Origin of the sequence: Carboxydocella thermautotrophica (genome assembly GCA_003054495.1) — a bacterium.
Lineage (GTDB): Bacteria > Bacillota.
This window is the reverse complement of sequence record CP028514.1, coordinates 1333027-1349892: the sequence shown is the minus strand read 5'-3', so window position 1 is coordinate 1349892 and position 16866 is coordinate 1333027. Positions and strand designations below refer to the sequence as shown.

The following is a 16866-nucleotide window of genomic DNA, read 5'->3' as shown; positions in this document are numbered from 1 at the left end:
GTTATCCCTTCTTCCAAAGCAGTGGTAGATAATGATAGGCGCTACCAATAATCAGCAAGAGAGTTCCTGGCCAGATTATACTATTGCCTGGCTGGTATTTAACAGAAAAGGCCAGCCAGTATGAGGTTTCAAGCCATTTAATTTGTTGTCCATTAATGAATACTGTTTGTCCTTGACTTAAAACTTTCTCTTTTGTTTCTTTTCCTTGTTGATAGATTAAAATCAATTTTTGCTCTTTCAGCTGGCCTTTCAGGTCTAAATCACCAGTTTTTAAATTTCCTTCGTACACTTCCTGGTTATTTAATTTTTTAGTTTGTAGACTCCAGTGAATCAGTTCATCCGTTAACTCTAATACAGGAGCATAGCCTCTTTCCAAAGGCCAGAAATAAAGGCCGTTTGACTGAAATGAATTTACATAATCAAAAGGTATCTGAGCTATGGCGTTGTTTTTCCTGTTTACTACCAGTAAATTTCCATACTTAACTTTAGGTTTACCCTGATCCATTTCTATTTTTATATCTTGGAGCGTGATTTCTAAATCCCCTTCCCACGGGGAAGCAAATTTGCCCTCCCGATAATTTAATAAATTGCTTTTATCAACAATCCTGGTTTGTCCAATCCCCAGTTGTAAAATACCTTCTTTTCCCCAGAAAAAATTGATACCATTTCCCAAAAGGACTAATACTAGTCCAATATGAAAGAGCGCTAAGCCAATTTTGTTTTTACGATAATTAACCAATTGTTTAAGGGTACAGGCTGTAAGATTGAAAAAAAACAATATCCCTAAAATAAAAAACCAAATAGAATCCAGCAGCTTCTTTTCAGGTTTAAGCATAGCGATAATCAAGAAAATACAATAAACTAATATGATTAAATTAGCTAATCGGATACTGGATAATACTCTTAACATACTAATTACTCTCCATTAATTTGAATGTGCACTGCAAAGATTAGTATCATTAACCCGGCAGTTATTTGCACTATAGTTACCACTACTTTCTTGATAGTAAGTAATTTTGGCAATACTACTTTTGTAGGGATTGGATTCCAAACTGGTGTTCAGAATCAGGTGTTTATTGCTATTAAGACCGTGTACTACCGCAGAATGACAATACTGGCAGCGAATGCTGTTTAATTTGTCCGTGTGATAAGCATGCAGATTGCCTCTATTACTATTATAAAATCCTGTGAGATTTGAATCTCTGTAAGGATCTCTTTGGGCATAAGCGTTATAATTATGACAGCGAAAACATAAATGCTGGCTGTTTCCAGTTCCTGTATTATTATCATAAAGTCCTTTTAAAATCTTAACATTTGTAGAGCCATGAGGTCCTCTGGCTGCACCTGAAACCGGAGAGCCATGACAATCAGTACAGAAGATCCTGGTACTTGCGGAATAGCCGGAAACAAAAATTCCCTTTGTGTTGGGACTATCTGCTTCTACTGGATGAAAAGCCTTATTATTAGGATTAAATTCCCTGGCAATATCCCGTAAAGTTAAAGCAGCATGGGTTGGGTTGGCTGGATCCCAGGTTGAGTGACAGCGATAACATAGTTCGTATTGATACGAAATACTTATTTTATAATTCCAGTCCCCTTCTGCGACCTGACTCCAGGCTGGCCGCGCAGGTGGTGCAACTCCGCGGCTATAAGACAAAGCACCTGAAGCAGCTGGCGCAAGGGGACGGTTATCATTAACATTATGAGGGTTATGGCAATCAACACATCTCAGTTTATCAGAATTACCAGCCAAAGATATGCCTGCCACCGGGTGAAAGGAAATGGTGCCAGCTGCAAAAAGTGATTTAATATTATAATTGCTGGCAGATCCATCATGACAAGTAAAGCAAAGAGTTGAAGTAGAACTGTTACGCACCAGTCGATACTCCGGTGCCTGGTGCAGTTGGTGACATATTCCACATTTTGCAGTACTGGTAGAATAATTGCGATGAGGCACAAAATAATCCGAAGTTCCTGTCGCAAAAGACCATTGAAAATTTCCTGGAAGTGGATTATTATTGCTATCTTTAATCCCAGAAACTCCGCCAATAACAAAAACAGTATAGACTTGATTAGTATTCAATTTTGTTGATGCAGGATTTAATGTCAGGGTAGCCACCCTGGTATTACTATCATAAGTGACAGTTGTATTTAGTAAATTATTATTACTATCCTTGAGATAAAAAGTACTTGTATTAATTGTAGCAGCATTCATAGGCCGGTCAAAGGTAATAGTAATAGGGGATTTAACGGTATCAATGCCTGCCCCTTGATCTCCTGCCAGGGGCCTGTAATTTATAATTAATGGATAGTCAGGGGCTGCCATAACCGGAGTTATGGGTAAAAATGAGAAAAAAAACATAAAGATAATCTGAAAAAATTTTTTCATTTTCTATCGACCTCAATCCTCTGTACTATCCGGTTATTTTCTTTGTCTGCAATTAGTACTTCGTTACCGAAAACCCTTACGCTATTTGGGATATATAAGAACTGGCCAGTTGACAGCTCATTAATTTGTTCAACAATTTTATATTCCTTATTTAAGATTAAAACAGAATGATTAAAAATGTCGACGGCCCAAAGCAATTCGCGGCGCTCATCCCATGCCAGACCGCGTATTTGCTTGCCTCTTAAGGTGGGGATATCCCCTAGCCAACTGCCATTTATATCGAAAATATCTACTTCCTGGTTGCCAAAATCGCTGACATAAATTCGTTTGTTCCCTTGATCATAAGCGATACCGTAAGGATAATAGACCTGGCCTTTTTCATGGCCCGGCTTAGCGATTTTCTGAATGATATTACCCAGGTTATCCAAAACAATTACCTGATGGTAAAAAACATCAGCCACAAATAATCGCTCTTGGTTGTCTCCTGTAATAAAAACAGGTTTAACAATAGCCCCATTTGTTGATAAAAATAGACGATTGATCAAATTTCCATTTTTATCTAATATCATTATTTGATTACTATTTAAATCACAAACATAAAGATGGTTGTTTTGCCACCAAATACTCCCAGGGGCGAAATTTCCCTCTAAGTTTATAACTTTTACTATTGTGCCGTTATTATTGACGGCACTAAGCCGCTGGTTTGTACTTTCAGCAATCCAGTATAAATCGTTACCTGTCTTAGCTACATCCAATGGTTGATTAAGCATTCTATTATTACCAGATGGCCAAAAATGATAAATCGTTTTTCTTGCAGGACTAGAATAAGATAATGAATAACCGTGAGAGAAATAATATGCTCCAATTCCTAGAAAAAAAACAACAGCAAATAAGAAACAACTAATTTTTCTGGCCATTTTCCCACCCCAGAAGAAGGTCGAGCGGGGAATCATGCTAGATTCCCCGCGCCTAATTATTTAGTGAAAGTTACAATATTATTCGTATCTGCCGGGTTTACCTCATTAAAGTTCAGGTCTTTAATATTGGTAGCACCAATCGCTTGCAGTTCGACTTTAATCTGGTTACCAGGAGTAAGACTAGAGCCGAGAGTTAACAGTACAGTACGTCCATCGGGCTGCAGAGTAGCAGATGTTACAGAAATATTCTGGCTAGCTGTCATGTCTGTCACCTTGTAATGTCCAGTGTTTTCAACACTACCAGCAACACCAGTCGGATCGGTTTTATCCCTCCACATGTACTGGTCGAAGCGGATTAGAATGGTATTAGCAGTGGGTGAAACAGCTTTACCAGGTAGCAACGAACCAGTCTGACCATATTCTTTTGAACCATCTTGAGCAGGATCTAAAACCTGCACCAGTACCGGTTTTACTGTACTCTTTGTTCTGTTGTGACAGTTCTGGCAGACTCCCCTGTTATCCATCCGCAGGTTTTTGGGAGATTCATAGCCATTAACTGTATTTAGATTAGTATTACTATTAAGCTGGATCTGGTCATAAGTCTTTATTCCAGTTACCTGCACAAAGGTCCCATGGGCGTAATGACAGGTCAAACATATAACAGTATTGGCAGCTCCGGTGCTAGTACCATCATTTCCGATGCTGGCCAGCGGTAAAACCAATTTACTGGAATTATAACCAAAAGTACCATCATTTGTGTTAATGTCATTTAAACCTGAATTGGGTCCCATTTTCATCTTGTGGCGATAATAATTGGGCATATAATATCCACTTTTCTGTGAAGCATTGCTGGAAAGATAGTCATAGTGGCACGCGCCGCAGAAAGTAGCAATTTCTTCGTTGTATTCTGTTTTTTCATCACTAAAAGGGTTATTTACCTTAATTACTACTTTAGTTCCAGAAGTAGATGTATCACGCCAGATGGGGTTCCCACTGGTATCTGCTGTTTGTATTCTGGTTACCAGCAGACGGCTGTTAGAAGTTCCGTGGGGCTGATGACAACTTGAACAACGCAATTCCACGTGACCGTTTGTTTCCTGGTAACCTCCAGGGGCATTAAACTTTACATAAGAAATTGAGCCATCGGTATTTATAGTTGCTTGTTCATTTACTCGGTGTTTAGCCGATACTTTTACTACAGTAGCTACTTGTGCCGGCCCCTCAACCACCAGCATGCGTTCAAAACCACCACCATTAGTAGCATAGCGATAGCCATTGTTGGTATCCCAGATCATACCATCTTTAACATCATAGGTACTTTGCCCATTAAAACTATGGCAATAAGTACAAACTCCATAAATTGGGTTTTGAGCTGCAGCTGTATCAAACCTGATTAATCTTATACTTTTAGCTTGGTGTAATTGATGGCAGCGTCCACAACCATTGGTATTGGTGGTATAACGACCGTGAGGCCCACTGGTGACCGGTAAATTGTTATTAAAATTAGGATCCATCACCCCTTGGAAATTATCAGGATCTCCCGGATCGTGTTCATAAGTAGTAGCAGGAGTATTGGGATTGGCATTGGTCAAACCAACAGTATCAATTTCTACTACAGTAGCACCACTATTATGACTGTACTGTAACTTGTAACCATTACTTGCTCCGGCTATGGTTATAGTAGTTCCAGCTATACCAGCTACTCGCACCCGTTCTTCCTTGCCAATTACGCCTTGGTCAAGGACCAGTACATCGCCAACATCAATATTAGTGGTACTGGTAACAGTGATCGTAGTTCCTCCAGCACTGGCCGCGCTGCTAAGGGTAGTACTGGCCAATGGTGGAGTTGTTGGTAAAGCGTAAGCTGCTTGAGCGCTGAATAAAAGCAGAGATCCAATTAATGATATTTGGGTCAACCAGCGCCCTTTCAATATAGGTCCTCCTCTCTTTTTTAAAATAGACATTTAACCCATCACCCCTTTATTTTTATATTGTAAGGCATCTGCCTTACAGGCTCATTTAATACTTAAATACACTTACCCGCTTATTGGCATATTCTGTTACATAGACTTTACGTCCTGAGTAGGCGATTCCACTGGGCAAGCCTAAAGTATCACCATTAGCGGTCTCGTTAAAATTAAATCTAAATTTTCCATTTTTATCAAAAACATAAACTCTGTTTTCCAGACCGGAGACGACATAGATATTACCCTGTTCGTCCTGGGTGATGCCTCTTGGGGTCAATATTTCTCCTTTATTGCTTTCATTCTCACCAAGAATTTTGATAAATTTCCCTTTGTTATCAAAAATCTGCACTCTATTATTGTTACTATCAGCCACAATAAATTCTCCCCGCTCATTAATTACAAAGCCGTGGGGTTTATTTAAGAAGCCTTTTTCTGTACCTTTGCCGCCAAAAGCTAATTTCAGGTTACCTTGATGATCAAAAACATATATACCGCTGCGAACCAAATCGCTGATTACTATTCTATTGTCATCTACATATATCGTCGCAGGCACATTAATTCGATTCTCCTCCTTGGGAAGCCAGTACCCCTTGAAATCTCCCTGGACAGTAAAGATAGCGATTCTTGCCAGTCCTCCGTCAGCCACATAAAGCTTTCCAGCGTGAATTGCCAGACCATAAGGATTTCTAAGCTTTTTGTCTTTTTCTCCAATAATCCTCAATAACTTACCATTCTGATCAAAGACCAACACTCTACCTGCGTCCGAGTCAGAGACAAAAACCTCATTGTCATAAACTGTTATACCTAAAGGTTGTTCTAAAGAATACTTTTTGTCCCCATACATAGACAAAACATATTTGGGAGGTTCACTTATATCGCCTACAGGTATGGTTTCCAGGGGGTCTGTTTTTTGCCAGTAAAAATAGGCAAAGACCAGCAATAAAATTATTAGACTTGCCAGCGATAATTGCTTAAATTTTTTCTTGTCCATAATAGTGCCCCCTATTTTTTGGCCTTCAACTTTTCCAGGGCTTCCTTAGCTGGTTGAAAATCAGGCACATATCGCAAAGCCAGCTCATATTGCTGGATTGCTTCTTTTATTTTGCCTTTACCCTCTAACGCTTGACCTATCAAATAGATATAGTCTACTGTGCCAGGGTTAGCCTTTAGCACAAAATGAAAATGCTTTAAAGCATCATCATACTTTTTAGTCTGCAGGTAGTATTCGCCCAGTGTAAGTCTGGCTTCTGTAAAGGCTGGCCTTTCCTTGATAAGTTCTTCGAGTAATTTAACCGCTTTTTGATCTTGATTTTTTTGCAGATAAATCAAGGCCATATTATATTTAGCTGCAACGTTCTTCTTATCAATTTTTAAAGCATTCTGGTATTCTTCCAGGGCCCGATCATAATTACCGGCCTGTGCAAAGGCCCAGCCCAGTTCAACCCGTAATAGCGCGTTTTGCGGATATTTTTTTACATTTTCCATGGCAACTGCGAGATCATATTCGGTTTTGGACTGGAATTCTGGTTTGTTCCAGAACAGAAATTTACCAATAGAATAGAATACTAACAGACCGGTTATTATGAGAATGGTCAAATAGATGATTGCGCGGTTTAGCGGAATAATGTTTTCTTGAGGCTGTAAGTCCATATTTTTCACCTCATCGGCTCCATTTTATTGCGATGACATCCAAAACACAGGTAATTTCCAGGTCGTCGCCACATCCTGGGATTACCAGTACCATGGGGATGATGGCAACTTAAACAAGTGACGCTACCTCCTTCAGCGCGATCTGGAAACTTCTCGCCATAAGGATGCATTTTTTTATACCAGCCGATTTGCCTTTCATTATCGTGACAATTCAAGCACAGGTATGGGATGGGCTTTCTTAACATTCGCATATTATCCGAAGCATGGGGATGATGACACTCAATGCAGCGTCCATCCCGAAAAGGAGGATGTTTAACAAGTGCGTATTGGCCCGGCAATGTAGCAAAGTGACAGGTGTTACAGAGCCCGTTTACTGGAGCTCTGAGGTTTTTGGGATAAGGTGAGCTGTGAGGATAATGACAACCGAGACACTGGTTAGTTGCAAACGGCGGATGCTGAACTTTGTATTTACCATATCTAATCCCCATATTATGACAGGTATTGCACAATAACTGCGGTACCAGGCGCAGATTATATTGATTTGGAGAACCATGGGGATCATGACAATCCGCACATTTGCCCAGCTCAAAAGGTCTGTGTTGATATTGATTTTGTTTATCCCAGATCCGATTATGGCAGGTAAAACATAATTCATTTAAAGGTAAAGTGTACTGAGCACTGGCTCCAGGATGGCCAGTTACAACATGACAAACTCCGCATTGACCCATTACTGCCGGAAGATGAATGTTTTTTTCCTGCAGTTTTTGCACAAGCGTATCGTGGCAGTCCAGGCACACCTTAAACTCTCGTGGAATGCGATTAATTAAGTTTTTTTTGCTTTCTACTTCCGCATATTTATTTGGTGACACCAGTCCCAATAAGCTTTCGAGGAAAAATTCTTTCAGGTCAAGCTGATAAATATTAACAAATATTCCCACAATTATCAGCCCGATCAGAACAACTATTAGCAGTTCTTTTACGGCCATTAACCTCTAGTCCTTTCCTTTCGGAAGGGAGGAGGGGGAAGGGATTTATTCCCCTCCCGTCTACCTGCCGATCTTTCAGTTAATTTGATGAATGTTATAGGCCCTATGACATTTAGCACAATGGTTACTTGCATGACAATTAAAACATTTACCTTCCACGATCCCAATTGACTTAACTACATTTGGATGAAGTTTTCGCCAGTTGGTTGGGTGATTGGTAATATTCCCCTGTATCCCATCCCTTGGTTTGTGGCACTTGAAACAATAAATTCTCTGGGTAATTCGTTCCGACGGATCAGGTTTATTTTCATTATGACAAACCAGACAGGCTGCCCGGTTAGGTATTGCCTGTTGCTTATGCACAATTGGCCAAATTTCGGTATGGCTGGGTGGTTTATTTATGTGACATCCTGAACAGAAAGCATTGCTACGAGCGAACTCAGCAGGTTTGTTATTATTGCCCATATTTACAGCTCTGTCTTTGGTATAAGCATGGCACATCTCGCAGACCCCCACGTCTTTCTGAGCCATCAAGCCATGCTCCCCTTTCCAGACCCATTTATTTCTATCTTGATGGGACTGGGGTTTTAAATCCTGTAGATGACACCATGAGCAGTTAGTAGGTACTCCTCTTTCGAGGTGACACTTGATACAAGTTGGCATTGCAGGGCCTTTAAAAGTGACAACTCCTGCACCGCGAGATGGTCTTTGTCCATGAACAACTCCAATATGACATTGCACACACTGAATACCTTTAGCCAGGTGCTCCTTATGTGGCACCTTAATAGGTATTCGTGGTGTAACCTGACGGTTTTCAATTGCGTGACACTCAAGGCAAATTTCTTTATCAACTGGAATTTTACCCTGCACACTATCCGGTATGATGTTTGTTTTGGGAATCAAACTGATACCAATGCCTGTCTCGCGGTGGCACTGTTCACACTTGAAGCGGGCATGATTACCCTTCTGCATTGCTTGAGCCACTGATAACCCCTCGTGGCAGCTGCTGCAGAGTTTTGGCGCTACCAATTTTTGCAATTCATAGGTGGTAGCGAAGGATAATACCAGCGTAATCACCAGAATCAGAATAAAATGTTTCCAATGCTCATGGCTCCAGGCTTTTATTTCCTTCCACAGCATCTGCTCCACCTACTTCAAACTGGCAAGATAAGAAGCCACTGCATTGATCTCTTCTTTAGAGAGGGGTACTGTGGGCATCTGTGTATTGGGATTAACAGCCTTGGGATTTGTGAGGAATTTAACAATATAATCCTTGTCACGATAGCTGCCGACTTTGGATAAATCGGGTGCAAAACTTCCTCCATCCCCTTTGATTTTGTGGCAAGACTTACAGCTATTAGCTTCGATGGTCTTTATGGCAAACTCAAAAGTTTTTTCCTGACTCAATGGTTGCGCATTGCCACTTGGGATATTGTTTGATGGCTGCGCAGTATCAGTTTTATTTGTTCCTTTCAGACTCATTAAATAGGTAACGATATTGTTGAGATCTTCTTCAGCAAGCGGCAACTTGGGCATTGGCGTACCAGGTTTAACAGCTGATGGATTATTCAGGAATTCCTTGAGCTTGTTTTCGTCATAATTAGCTACTACCTTGGCCAAATCCGGACCTGCTGTGCCACCTTTGCCATTGACAGCATGACAACCAATACAGTTGGTTTCAACAGCTGATTTACCTTTGTCAGCATTGCCTCCACCACCATTATTAGGGGAGCCGGACGTTTCAACTGCCGCTCCAGAACTGCTACCTGCATCAGCTCCCTGTAAACTGGCCAGAAAATCAGCTAATTGCTTAATTTCATCGTCAGTCAATTGTTGTTTAGGCATACCCGAGCCTACCGAAGCAGGATCTTTAAGGAACTTAGCTATTTCTTCACTGCCTTTATATTTCTTGGGACCTTTACTTAAATCAGGGGCAAAATCAGCACCCTGTCCCTCAAATTTATGACAGGATGTACACTTTGCCAGCAACACATCTTTACCGGGGTTGCCTTCTCCGGCAGCAGCCTTAACCTGGTTCGGCTCCAAGGCCGAAAAAACTACTACGGTTGAGATTGCTATAATACTTAATACTGCCAGTACAGAAGCGGTAATAGCTTTAGCTGCCGAATCTTTGACTGGTGAATTTTTGCTTACCAGCATCCAGGTAACAATGTAGTTAATAAAGATAATGGCGATAATAACACCATATTTCCATTTTTCAAAGAAGGTTATGGTATGCTGGGTATTTTTACTTCCATCATCCATCCCCAGTATAGTCAGAACTATAATTCCTACCATTGTTACTATTGCCGATGAAGTAGCCAGTGGCCGTTTTTTAGGATGACGGGCCGGATTCTTGTCCAGGAAAGGCAGGAATAATAACAAACCAATGAAAGCAGCCGGGAAAAGAACGGCAGCAACAACTTCCATACTACCCGGGAAATACTTCAAAAATTGAAAGAGAAAAAGGAAATACCACTCTGGACGAGGGATGTAAGACGTATCTGTGGGGTCAGCTACAGATTCATTGGGCAAATCAATGGTTACAGCCAGAAACATTACAATAATTATCGTTAATAACATAACCACGGCTTCTTTGAGGATATGGCCAGGAAAAAAGGGCTCCCCTTTCCCGTGTTGTTTTAGATCAGCCATTCTTCTGCCTCCTTAAACTGGAATCTTATAGGGGACCGGAAATCCCTTGTTTTCTAATCATAAAGAAATGAGCCCCCAGTAATGCAAAGAGAACCCCGGGCAAGAACCAGATATGCAGTGAATAAAAGCGTGTCAGAGTTACCGCTCCCAGGTCATTGCCGCCTCTCAGCGCCTTCAGAACAAATTCGCCAATAACTGGAACTGAACCAGCCATTTTAGTTCCAACCACAGTAGCCCAGTAAGCTTTCTGGTCCCAGGGCAACAGGTAACCTGTAAACCCAAAAGTTAGGACGATGAGCAGTAACCCAACACCCACCATCCAGTTCAGTTCCCGCGGCTTTTTGTAAGCCCCGTGGAAATAAACTCGCAAGAGATGTACAACTACCATTATGACAACTCCAGAACTACCAATACGATGCATTCCTCGAATTAGCCGGCCGAAAGCCACTTCCTTACTTATATACTCAACACTAGCATAGGCGTGGTCAGGAGATGGTACATAATACATAGTCAGGAAAATACCGGTGATCACCTGCAACATAATTAAAACAAAGGTTATTCCTCCAAAACAGTATAAAAAGTTCACGTGTGGAGGAACAGGATGGTCCAGTATTTCCTTGATTTGATCTTTGATTTGTAGCCTTTCGTCTATCCAGTTATATATTCTTTCTGTCATCACCTGTTTTAAGCCTCCTCAGCCTGGATTAGCTTCCCAATTAGCAATTTACCATCAGCAATTTTAGTTTCATAGCGATCTAATGGGCGTGGGGGAGGTCCCGCAACTATTTCACCATCCATACTGAATACTGCCCCATGGCAAGGACACTTGAATTGTTTGCTGGCTGCGTCCCAGTTGTATCCGCATCCCAGGTGGGTACAGTTAGGCGAAAATACAGTTATATTATTTTCATCTTTTTTTACTACCCACACCGAGCGTTTTTGTTTGGTTTCTACCCAGCCATCCTTCTTTGTGAATTCGAAATCCACTTTAATTGGTTCCCCTGTCTTGAAATTTGCGATACTCCCTATCTCGATAAATTCCACTTTCTCTTTCTTCATCGCCGGAGCTAATGCATATCCGGCTAATGGGGTGGCCAGACTCAAAGCAATTGCTGACCCTGTTAAACCGAGCATGGTTGTTAAAAACTTACGGCGACTGATTTCGTCCATTTCGTCACTTGCTTCAGCATGAAAAATTTCCTTTTGTTCTTCCATTACAATCCTCCTCATTTCAGTGTATGGTATTGCAATAAATTAATAAGAGCTATTGCTCCAGCAAAGATAGCACCATTAGCAACACCATAGCCAATAGCCAGAAATAAATATTTCTTCATTGATCCGGCTTCAGGTTCCTTACGTCCAACTAAAATCCAGCTAATCAGGATAGATATGGCTAACATTAATATCAACAATAATGTCTCCATTCACCCACTCCTTCCCTTTGATGGTACGTAATATTCTGAATTTTTATGTCTCTAAAAAAATTTTAACAATAGTGGTCGAAAAACTACATGGCCGAAATAGACTAATTTACGACCAAAATAATACTATTCAGAAAATTGACATTCGTCCAAAAAAACCAAAAGACCAGCTTCTCGCTGGTCTGGTTGGACTAAATTAAATTAACCCTTCCCTGGTAGCAAAGGCTGCAGCTTGTACTCTATTTTCCAGGTGTAACTTTTCCAGGATATTTCTCAAATGATTGCGGACTGTATTCTCTGAGATACATAGAGCAGCACCTATTTCTTTATTTGTATAACCTTGTGCCACCATTCTTAAAACCTCTTTTTCCCTTAAAGATAACTCTTTCTTGGGCTCGGTAGATTCATTATCCCCTTTATGCTCCTGTCTGTACTGGGATAAGCGCGCAAATTCATGTATAATCTTGGTTGCCAGGTGTGGAGATATAGGCACAATTCCGTTGCTTGTCTCTAATAAATAATTTATTAACTGTTCAGGTTCAAGATTTTTTAGCAAATATCCACTAGCACCATGTTTTATCGCATCAAAGAGAATTTCATCTTCTTCCTCGACAGTAAGGATTATTATTTTTGCAGCAACATTTTGAGCAATAAGAACTTTTGTGGCTTCAAGACCATTCATTTCTGGCATATTAATATCCATCAATATCAGATCCGGTTTTAGTTCATGGGCTTTTTTAATTGCATCCTTACCATTACTTGCCTCTCCAATTACCTTTAAAGCGGGATGGGATTCAATAATACTTTTGATTCCTCTGCGGAAAAGGTTGTGATCATCAACCAGCAGTATTTTCAAAATTTTTTCCATCAAAGTCGCCCTCCTGGCTTAGTTTAGGTATGATCAACTTTATAGTGGTTCCCTGCTCTCCTGAATAAATTTGAAAATCAGCCTTAATGATCTTAGCTCTGTCTATCATATTATTTAGTCCAAAATGCTTATCTCGATCCACTTTTTCTATCTCAAAACCACAACCATTATCATATATTTCTAAGAGCCAGTGGCCATCATTTTCTTCTAATAGTATCTTTACTTCCGTTGCACCGGAATGCTTACGGATATTGTTTAATGCTTCTTGAACAATTCTTAATATATGCATTTCCGTTTCAGCATTATTAATTATTCCTGAGGAAACCCACTTATAGTCTACCATAATATTTTGCTGTCTGGCAAAATTGGAAAGATAACTTTCAATATATGAATTAAGTCCGTTAGTTATTAGTTTTGTGCTATGTAAATTTCTGATTGCAAGCCTGGTTTCCTGATATAGATCACTGATTATAGCAATCAATTCTTCCATCTCACTCAGTATAGAATTATATCCTTGTTTTCTACAAGTCTCAATTAATGTTCTCATTTTCAAATTCAAATATCCTAATCCTTGCGCCAAACCATCATGAATTTCTCGGGCAAGACGATAGCGCTCTTCAGCAATGGCTTTTTCACTAATTCGCTGTTTTTCTAAGGCCTCTTTGCGTTTTCGATCTCTCATGTCTCTAATAATAAAAACACAACCATTAAATACTTTATCTTCTTTCAGTTTAGCACAGCTTACTTCCACTGGAATATTTATTCCATTTGAGTCGCTAATATATATCTCTTTTCTACATATGCGATTTTCACTGTTCTTCGTACAGTTAAAAGGACATTCCTCTGAGTTACACAACTTCTCTTTTTTCTCATTTTGACAGTTTAAAATATTCGAACAATGAATTTTTAGCTGCACCTGCTTATTATCATCAATCCCAAGCATTTTTAACGCAGCTGGATTTAACATATCTATTTTCTGGTTACCGTCAATAAAAATAATGGCATCAGGTGAAGTCTGAACGATTTTGCTCAAACTTTCACTTACCTTTTTTAATTTTACGAAAATATGGTTGGATAATAACATTACTCCAATCATTAAGAATAGTACAGAAAAAAAAGTTTTCCTGCCACCCGGGAAATATTTCTTCCAATGTTTCATGTAAAGGGTAATGACGGATATATTCAAAAGCTCCGACAAATATAGCTGTTACTGACACAAACCAGATCCGCATTTTACGTAACTCCTGCATCCTTTCCCTCCTCTCAGCTTTATACAAATTTTTATTCGACATATGATTTACAATTCCTTTAAAAAAATTAAAACCTGTCAACGACAGGTTCAGTTAGCTATATGATTACTAAATCTTCTAACGGGGCATCAGCGAAAAACTTTTTGTCACTATCTTCAGCCTCAAGAATAGCAATGCGCTCATATTGGCAAATATGAATAACCCGAAAAACCACATCCATCCCATAGGATTTTCTCTTGACTTTAAAACCAGTTCGCATTTACCTTCACCCCCTGATATTATATGCAGGTGATAAAGGTAAATGCCATAATCTTCAGTTATTTTCGTTTAAAATTCTATACTGTAATGCTATTGCCATATGCTCTTCCTTGATTAGTAAGCTATCTGCCAAATCTGCAATAGTCCGGGCTACTCGAAAAACACGCCAATAACTGCGCATTGTCATCTTAAATTTTTCATAAGCGTAATCCAGCAACTCCAGAGCTGATTCAGAAATCTCCGCTTTTTCACGAAAAATGCTTAGAGAAACATTAGCATTATTAAGATGTCTAACACCATATCTTTTCATTTGTATTTCCTTCGCATGGACAATTTGCTGTTTTACTTTACCTTTATTAAAAACTGATGTTGATTTTATTTCTTTATAGGTTGGACGAAAAAGCTCAACCTTTAGATCAATTCTATCTAGAATGGGACCTGATAATTTATATCGATATCTTTCGACCTGAGCTGGCGAACACTTACACTCGGTCTTATCTTTTCCACATGGACATTGGTTCATTGCCGCTACTAGCTGAAAAACCGACGGAAATTCCAGTTTCTGCTGAACCAGACCAAGGCTAATTTTTCCTTCTTCTAGCGGTTGCCGTAAAGATTCCAGCACATCTCTAGAGAATTCAGCAATTTCATCCAAAAATAATACTCCTCGATGAGCTAAAGTAATTTCTCCAGGCATCTGCCTTCTGGGACTACCAATAATTATTGCTTTACTGGCGGTATGATGAGGAGCTCGAAAAGGACGGCAATTATCTAAGAAAGTTCTTTCAATACCGGCAAGACTATAAATACGATTAACTTCCTTTTGTTCATGAGTAGTCAGTGGTGGTAACAATTGCGCTAATAATCTGGCTAGCATAGTTTTACCAACTCCTGGTGGTCCCTGTAGAAGTAAATGATGGCCTCCCGCAGCAGCAATTTGAACAGCATATTTTGCCTGCTCCTGACCATAGATCTCTTCAAATAAACCGTTGTCCGGATTATTTAGAGATGTTGAAAATGACGGCAAAATTTTCTTTGGCCTCAATTTATTTTCGCTTAGGTCTATTAGATCTTTTAGAGTGGTTAAACCATAAAAAATAATTCCCGCAGCACTGGCTTCAACAGCACTCTTCACAGCTGAGCATAAATAGCAATTATTTTCCAGTTCAGACAACATGAGAGCGGCAGCATAAATTCCTTTCACCTGTCTTATTTCTCCATTCAGGGACAATTCCCCCATAAAATAGGTCTGCTCTAGAACTTTTTCTGGCAAGCAAAGCTGTTGTGAAGCCAGTAAAATTCCTATTGCTATGGGTAAATCATAAAAGGGCCCAGCTTTTTTTATACTGGCTGGTGATAGGTTAACTGTAATTCTTGCCAATGGGAACTGCCAACCACAATTTTTAATGGCACTTCGCACTCTCTCCCTGGCTTCTTTTACTGCTTTATCTGGCAGACCTACAATTTCAAAACTTGGCAATCCCCGTTGAACATCCACCTCCACCAATAACGGATAAATATCCAAACCATATATACCGACACTTTTAACTTTAACGAACATTTTTTCTTCCCCTCCCAAGAACTTATGTTCTACACTAGCTTGAAATTTCCTGCTTGAGAAACAAAAAAGGTTCGAAAAAAAAATTCGAACCTACGGGAGAGGAATTTCTGCATTACCATCAATCTCTGCAATTAGCAGTTCGACTTGCTCAGACTTCAAATTTAAAAGCTGCAAAGATGTCTCATTTATAGAATAATATAGTCCATCTATGCCCAAACCTATCCCTAACATCAGACACAGAGCATCAGCCAAATGAACTATATGAACCAATTTATTAGTATGATCCTTAGGCTGATGGTGATAGGCAATGGTCTCAACAATATTCTGAGGCAGTTTCCACTTCTCGCCTAAAAGCGCCCCAGCTTCTGCGTGGCTATAACCCAATATTTCCTTTTCTACTTCCACAAAAGGCTTTTGTTCCGTTTCTACTTTTTGTAGAACTTGTTGGTAATCTTCAAAAATAAATTCATTTAATACTACTTTTCCTATATCATGTATAAGCCCTGCAACAAATGCCTCTTCTGGTTGTGGATATTTAATTTTCTTGGCAATGTGCCGTGAAATATTGCCACAGTATAATGCATGTTTCCATATTTCTCCCTGGGGCATAGCATAGCCTTTTATTTCACGATTTAATGTCTTGGAAAGGGCAAAACTCATTAAAAGGGATCTAATTGCGGCAAACCCCATAATTACTATCGCTTCATTAATAGTACTTACGCGTCTTGATAGACCATAAAATGCTGAGTTGGCATACTTTAGCAGTGTTACTGTCATTGCCTGGTCTGAGCCAATGATATTTGCTAAGTCCCTTGGACCGGAATTAGGATTATCTATAACCTGAAGAGCTTTTGTAACGGTAAGAGGTAACGGCGGTATATCCTCTACTGCTTTTATAAACTGCTCTAAACTGATTTTTGCCAACTTCTTCTCCTCCTGTATGT

The 16866-nt window shown here is 39.8% G+C and carries 18 protein-coding genes; all 18 read right to left on the bottom strand.

Annotation, left to right across the window (positions count from 1 at the left end):
- Position 1: 1 nt before the first annotated feature.
- The 18 genes from CTH_RS06785 to CTH_RS06705 all read right to left on the bottom strand — a co-directional run bounded on the left by CTH_RS06785 (position 2) and on the right by CTH_RS06705 (position 16846).
- A complete protein-coding gene (locus tag CTH_RS06785) occupies positions 2 to 910 on the bottom strand; it encodes a cytochrome c biogenesis protein ResB (RefSeq protein WP_107753383.1) in 909 nt (302 codons plus the stop codon).
- Between the two features lie 15 nt (positions 911 to 925).
- Positions 926 to 2389, bottom strand: a complete 1464-nt coding sequence (locus CTH_RS06780) for a cytochrome c3 family protein (protein WP_078664377.1) — start codon at positions 2387 to 2389, stop codon at positions 926 to 928.
- Entirely contained in the window at positions 2386 to 3306 is a 921-nt protein-coding gene (locus CTH_RS06775) for an NHL repeat-containing protein (protein ID WP_143311763.1), read from the bottom strand. The genes CTH_RS06780 and CTH_RS06775 overlap by 4 nt, the downstream gene beginning before the upstream one ends.
- A 56-nt stretch (positions 3307 to 3362) precedes the next feature.
- Entirely contained in the window at positions 3363 to 5144 is a 1782-nt protein-coding gene (locus CTH_RS06770; protein ID WP_159071867.1) for a cytochrome c3 family protein, read from the bottom strand.
- Positions 5145 to 5325: 181 nt separating this feature from the next.
- Complete coding sequence (locus tag CTH_RS06765; RefSeq protein ID WP_079906841.1) at positions 5326 to 6264, bottom strand: NHL repeat-containing protein; 939 nt, start codon at positions 6262 to 6264, stop codon at positions 5326 to 5328.
- 11 nt (positions 6265 to 6275) lie between these two features.
- Positions 6276 to 6923, bottom strand: a complete 648-nt coding sequence (locus tag CTH_RS06760) for a tetratricopeptide repeat protein (RefSeq protein ID WP_079906840.1) — start codon at positions 6921 to 6923, stop codon at positions 6276 to 6278.
- Between the two features lie 5 nt (positions 6924 to 6928).
- Positions 6929 to 7909, bottom strand: a complete 981-nt coding sequence (locus CTH_RS06755) for a cytochrome c3 family protein (RefSeq protein WP_107753379.1) — start codon at positions 7907 to 7909, stop codon at positions 6929 to 6931.
- A gap of 75 nt (positions 7910 to 7984) precedes the next feature.
- Entirely contained in the window at positions 7985 to 9049 is a 1065-nt protein-coding gene (locus CTH_RS06750) for a hypothetical protein (RefSeq protein WP_078664371.1), read from the bottom strand.
- Positions 9050 to 9058: 9 nt separating this feature from the next.
- Positions 9059 to 10564 (bottom strand): c-type cytochrome, encoded by a 1506-nt coding sequence (locus CTH_RS06745; protein WP_079933638.1) that lies wholly within the window; start codon positions 10562 to 10564, stop codon positions 9059 to 9061.
- A gap of 25 nt (positions 10565 to 10589) precedes the next feature.
- The gene (locus CTH_RS06740; protein WP_078664369.1) at positions 10590 to 11240 is read right to left on the bottom strand and encodes a cytochrome b N-terminal domain-containing protein; all 651 of its coding nucleotides are present in this window, start codon (positions 11238 to 11240) and stop codon (positions 10590 to 10592) included.
- A gap of 8 nt (positions 11241 to 11248) precedes the next feature.
- A complete protein-coding gene (locus CTH_RS06735; protein ID WP_159071865.1) occupies positions 11249 to 11779 on the bottom strand; it encodes a QcrA and Rieske domain-containing protein in 531 nt (176 codons plus the stop codon).
- Between the two features lie 11 nt (positions 11780 to 11790).
- Positions 11791 to 11988: a hypothetical protein gene (locus CTH_RS06730; RefSeq protein WP_078664367.1), complete on the bottom strand. Its 198-nt coding sequence runs from the start codon at positions 11986 to 11988 to the stop codon at positions 11791 to 11793.
- Between the two features lie 193 nt (positions 11989 to 12181).
- Complete coding sequence (locus tag CTH_RS06725) at positions 12182 to 12853, bottom strand: response regulator (protein ID WP_078664366.1); 672 nt, start codon at positions 12851 to 12853, stop codon at positions 12182 to 12184.
- Positions 12822 to 13886, bottom strand: coding sequence for a sensor histidine kinase (locus tag CTH_RS06720; protein WP_159073832.1), 1065 nt, complete (start codon positions 13884 to 13886; stop codon positions 12822 to 12824). The genes CTH_RS06725 and CTH_RS06720 overlap by 32 nt, the downstream gene beginning before the upstream one ends.
- A gap of 4 nt (positions 13887 to 13890) precedes the next feature.
- A complete protein-coding gene (locus tag CTH_RS14125) occupies positions 13891 to 14103 on the bottom strand; it encodes a hypothetical protein (protein WP_159073831.1) in 213 nt (70 codons plus the stop codon).
- Positions 14104 to 14200: 97 nt separating this feature from the next.
- Positions 14201 to 14362, bottom strand: a complete 162-nt coding sequence (locus CTH_RS06715) for a sporulation peptidase YabG (protein ID WP_078664364.1) — start codon at positions 14360 to 14362, stop codon at positions 14201 to 14203.
- Positions 14363 to 14416: 54 nt separating this feature from the next.
- On the bottom strand, positions 14417 to 15922 hold the full coding sequence (locus CTH_RS06710; protein WP_079906829.1) for a YifB family Mg chelatase-like AAA ATPase: 1506 nt from the start codon (positions 15920 to 15922) through the stop codon (positions 14417 to 14419).
- 90 nt (positions 15923 to 16012) lie between these two features.
- On the bottom strand, positions 16013 to 16846 hold the full coding sequence (locus tag CTH_RS06705; protein WP_159073830.1) for an HDOD domain-containing protein: 834 nt from the start codon (positions 16844 to 16846) through the stop codon (positions 16013 to 16015).
- Positions 16847 to 16866: the final 20 nt, after the last annotated feature.

Bases quoted from the DNA above. Each gene is read 5' to 3' on its own strand.
- CTH_RS14125 (WP_159073831.1), bottom strand. From the start codon at position 14,103: ATGCAGGAGTTACGTAAAATGCGGATCTGGTTTGTGTCAGTAACAGCT.
- CTH_RS06765 (WP_079906841.1), bottom strand. From the start codon at position 6,264: ATGGACAAGAAAAAATTTAAGCAATTATCGCTGGCAAGTCTAATAATT.
- CTH_RS06760 (WP_079906840.1), bottom strand. From the start codon at position 6,923: ATGGACTTACAGCCTCAAGAAAACATTATTCCGCTAAACCGCGCAATC.
- CTH_RS06740 (WP_078664369.1), bottom strand. From the start codon at position 11,240: ATGACAGAAAGAATATATAACTGGATAGACGAAAGGCTACAAATCAAA.
- CTH_RS06750 (WP_078664371.1), bottom strand. From the start codon at position 9,049: ATGCTGTGGAAGGAAATAAAAGCCTGGAGCCATGAGCATTGGAAACAT.
- CTH_RS06730 (WP_078664367.1), bottom strand. From the start codon at position 11,988: ATGGAGACATTATTGTTGATATTAATGTTAGCCATATCTATCCTGATT.
- CTH_RS06725 (WP_078664366.1), bottom strand. From the start codon at position 12,853: ATGGAAAAAATTTTGAAAATACTGCTGGTTGATGATCACAACCTTTTC.
- CTH_RS06745 (WP_079933638.1), bottom strand. From the start codon at position 10,564: ATGGCTGATCTAAAACAACACGGGAAAGGGGAGCCCTTTTTTCCTGGC.
- CTH_RS06755 (WP_107753379.1), bottom strand. From the start codon at position 7,909: ATGGCCGTAAAAGAACTGCTAATAGTTGTTCTGATCGGGCTGATAATT.
- CTH_RS06735 (WP_159071865.1), bottom strand. From the start codon at position 11,779: ATGGAAGAACAAAAGGAAATTTTTCATGCTGAAGCAAGTGACGAAATG.
- CTH_RS06780 (WP_078664377.1), bottom strand. From the start codon at position 2,389: ATGAAAAAATTTTTTCAGATTATCTTTATGTTTTTTTTCTCATTTTTA.
- CTH_RS06710 (WP_079906829.1), bottom strand. From the start codon at position 15,922: ATGTTCGTTAAAGTTAAAAGTGTCGGTATATATGGTTTGGATATTTAT.
- CTH_RS06715 (WP_078664364.1), bottom strand. From the start codon at position 14,362: ATGCGAACTGGTTTTAAAGTCAAGAGAAAATCCTATGGGATGGATGTG.
- CTH_RS06785 (WP_107753383.1), bottom strand. From the start codon at position 910: ATGTTAAGAGTATTATCCAGTATCCGATTAGCTAATTTAATCATATTA.
- CTH_RS06775 (WP_143311763.1), bottom strand. From the start codon at position 3,306: ATGGCCAGAAAAATTAGTTGTTTCTTATTTGCTGTTGTTTTTTTTCTA.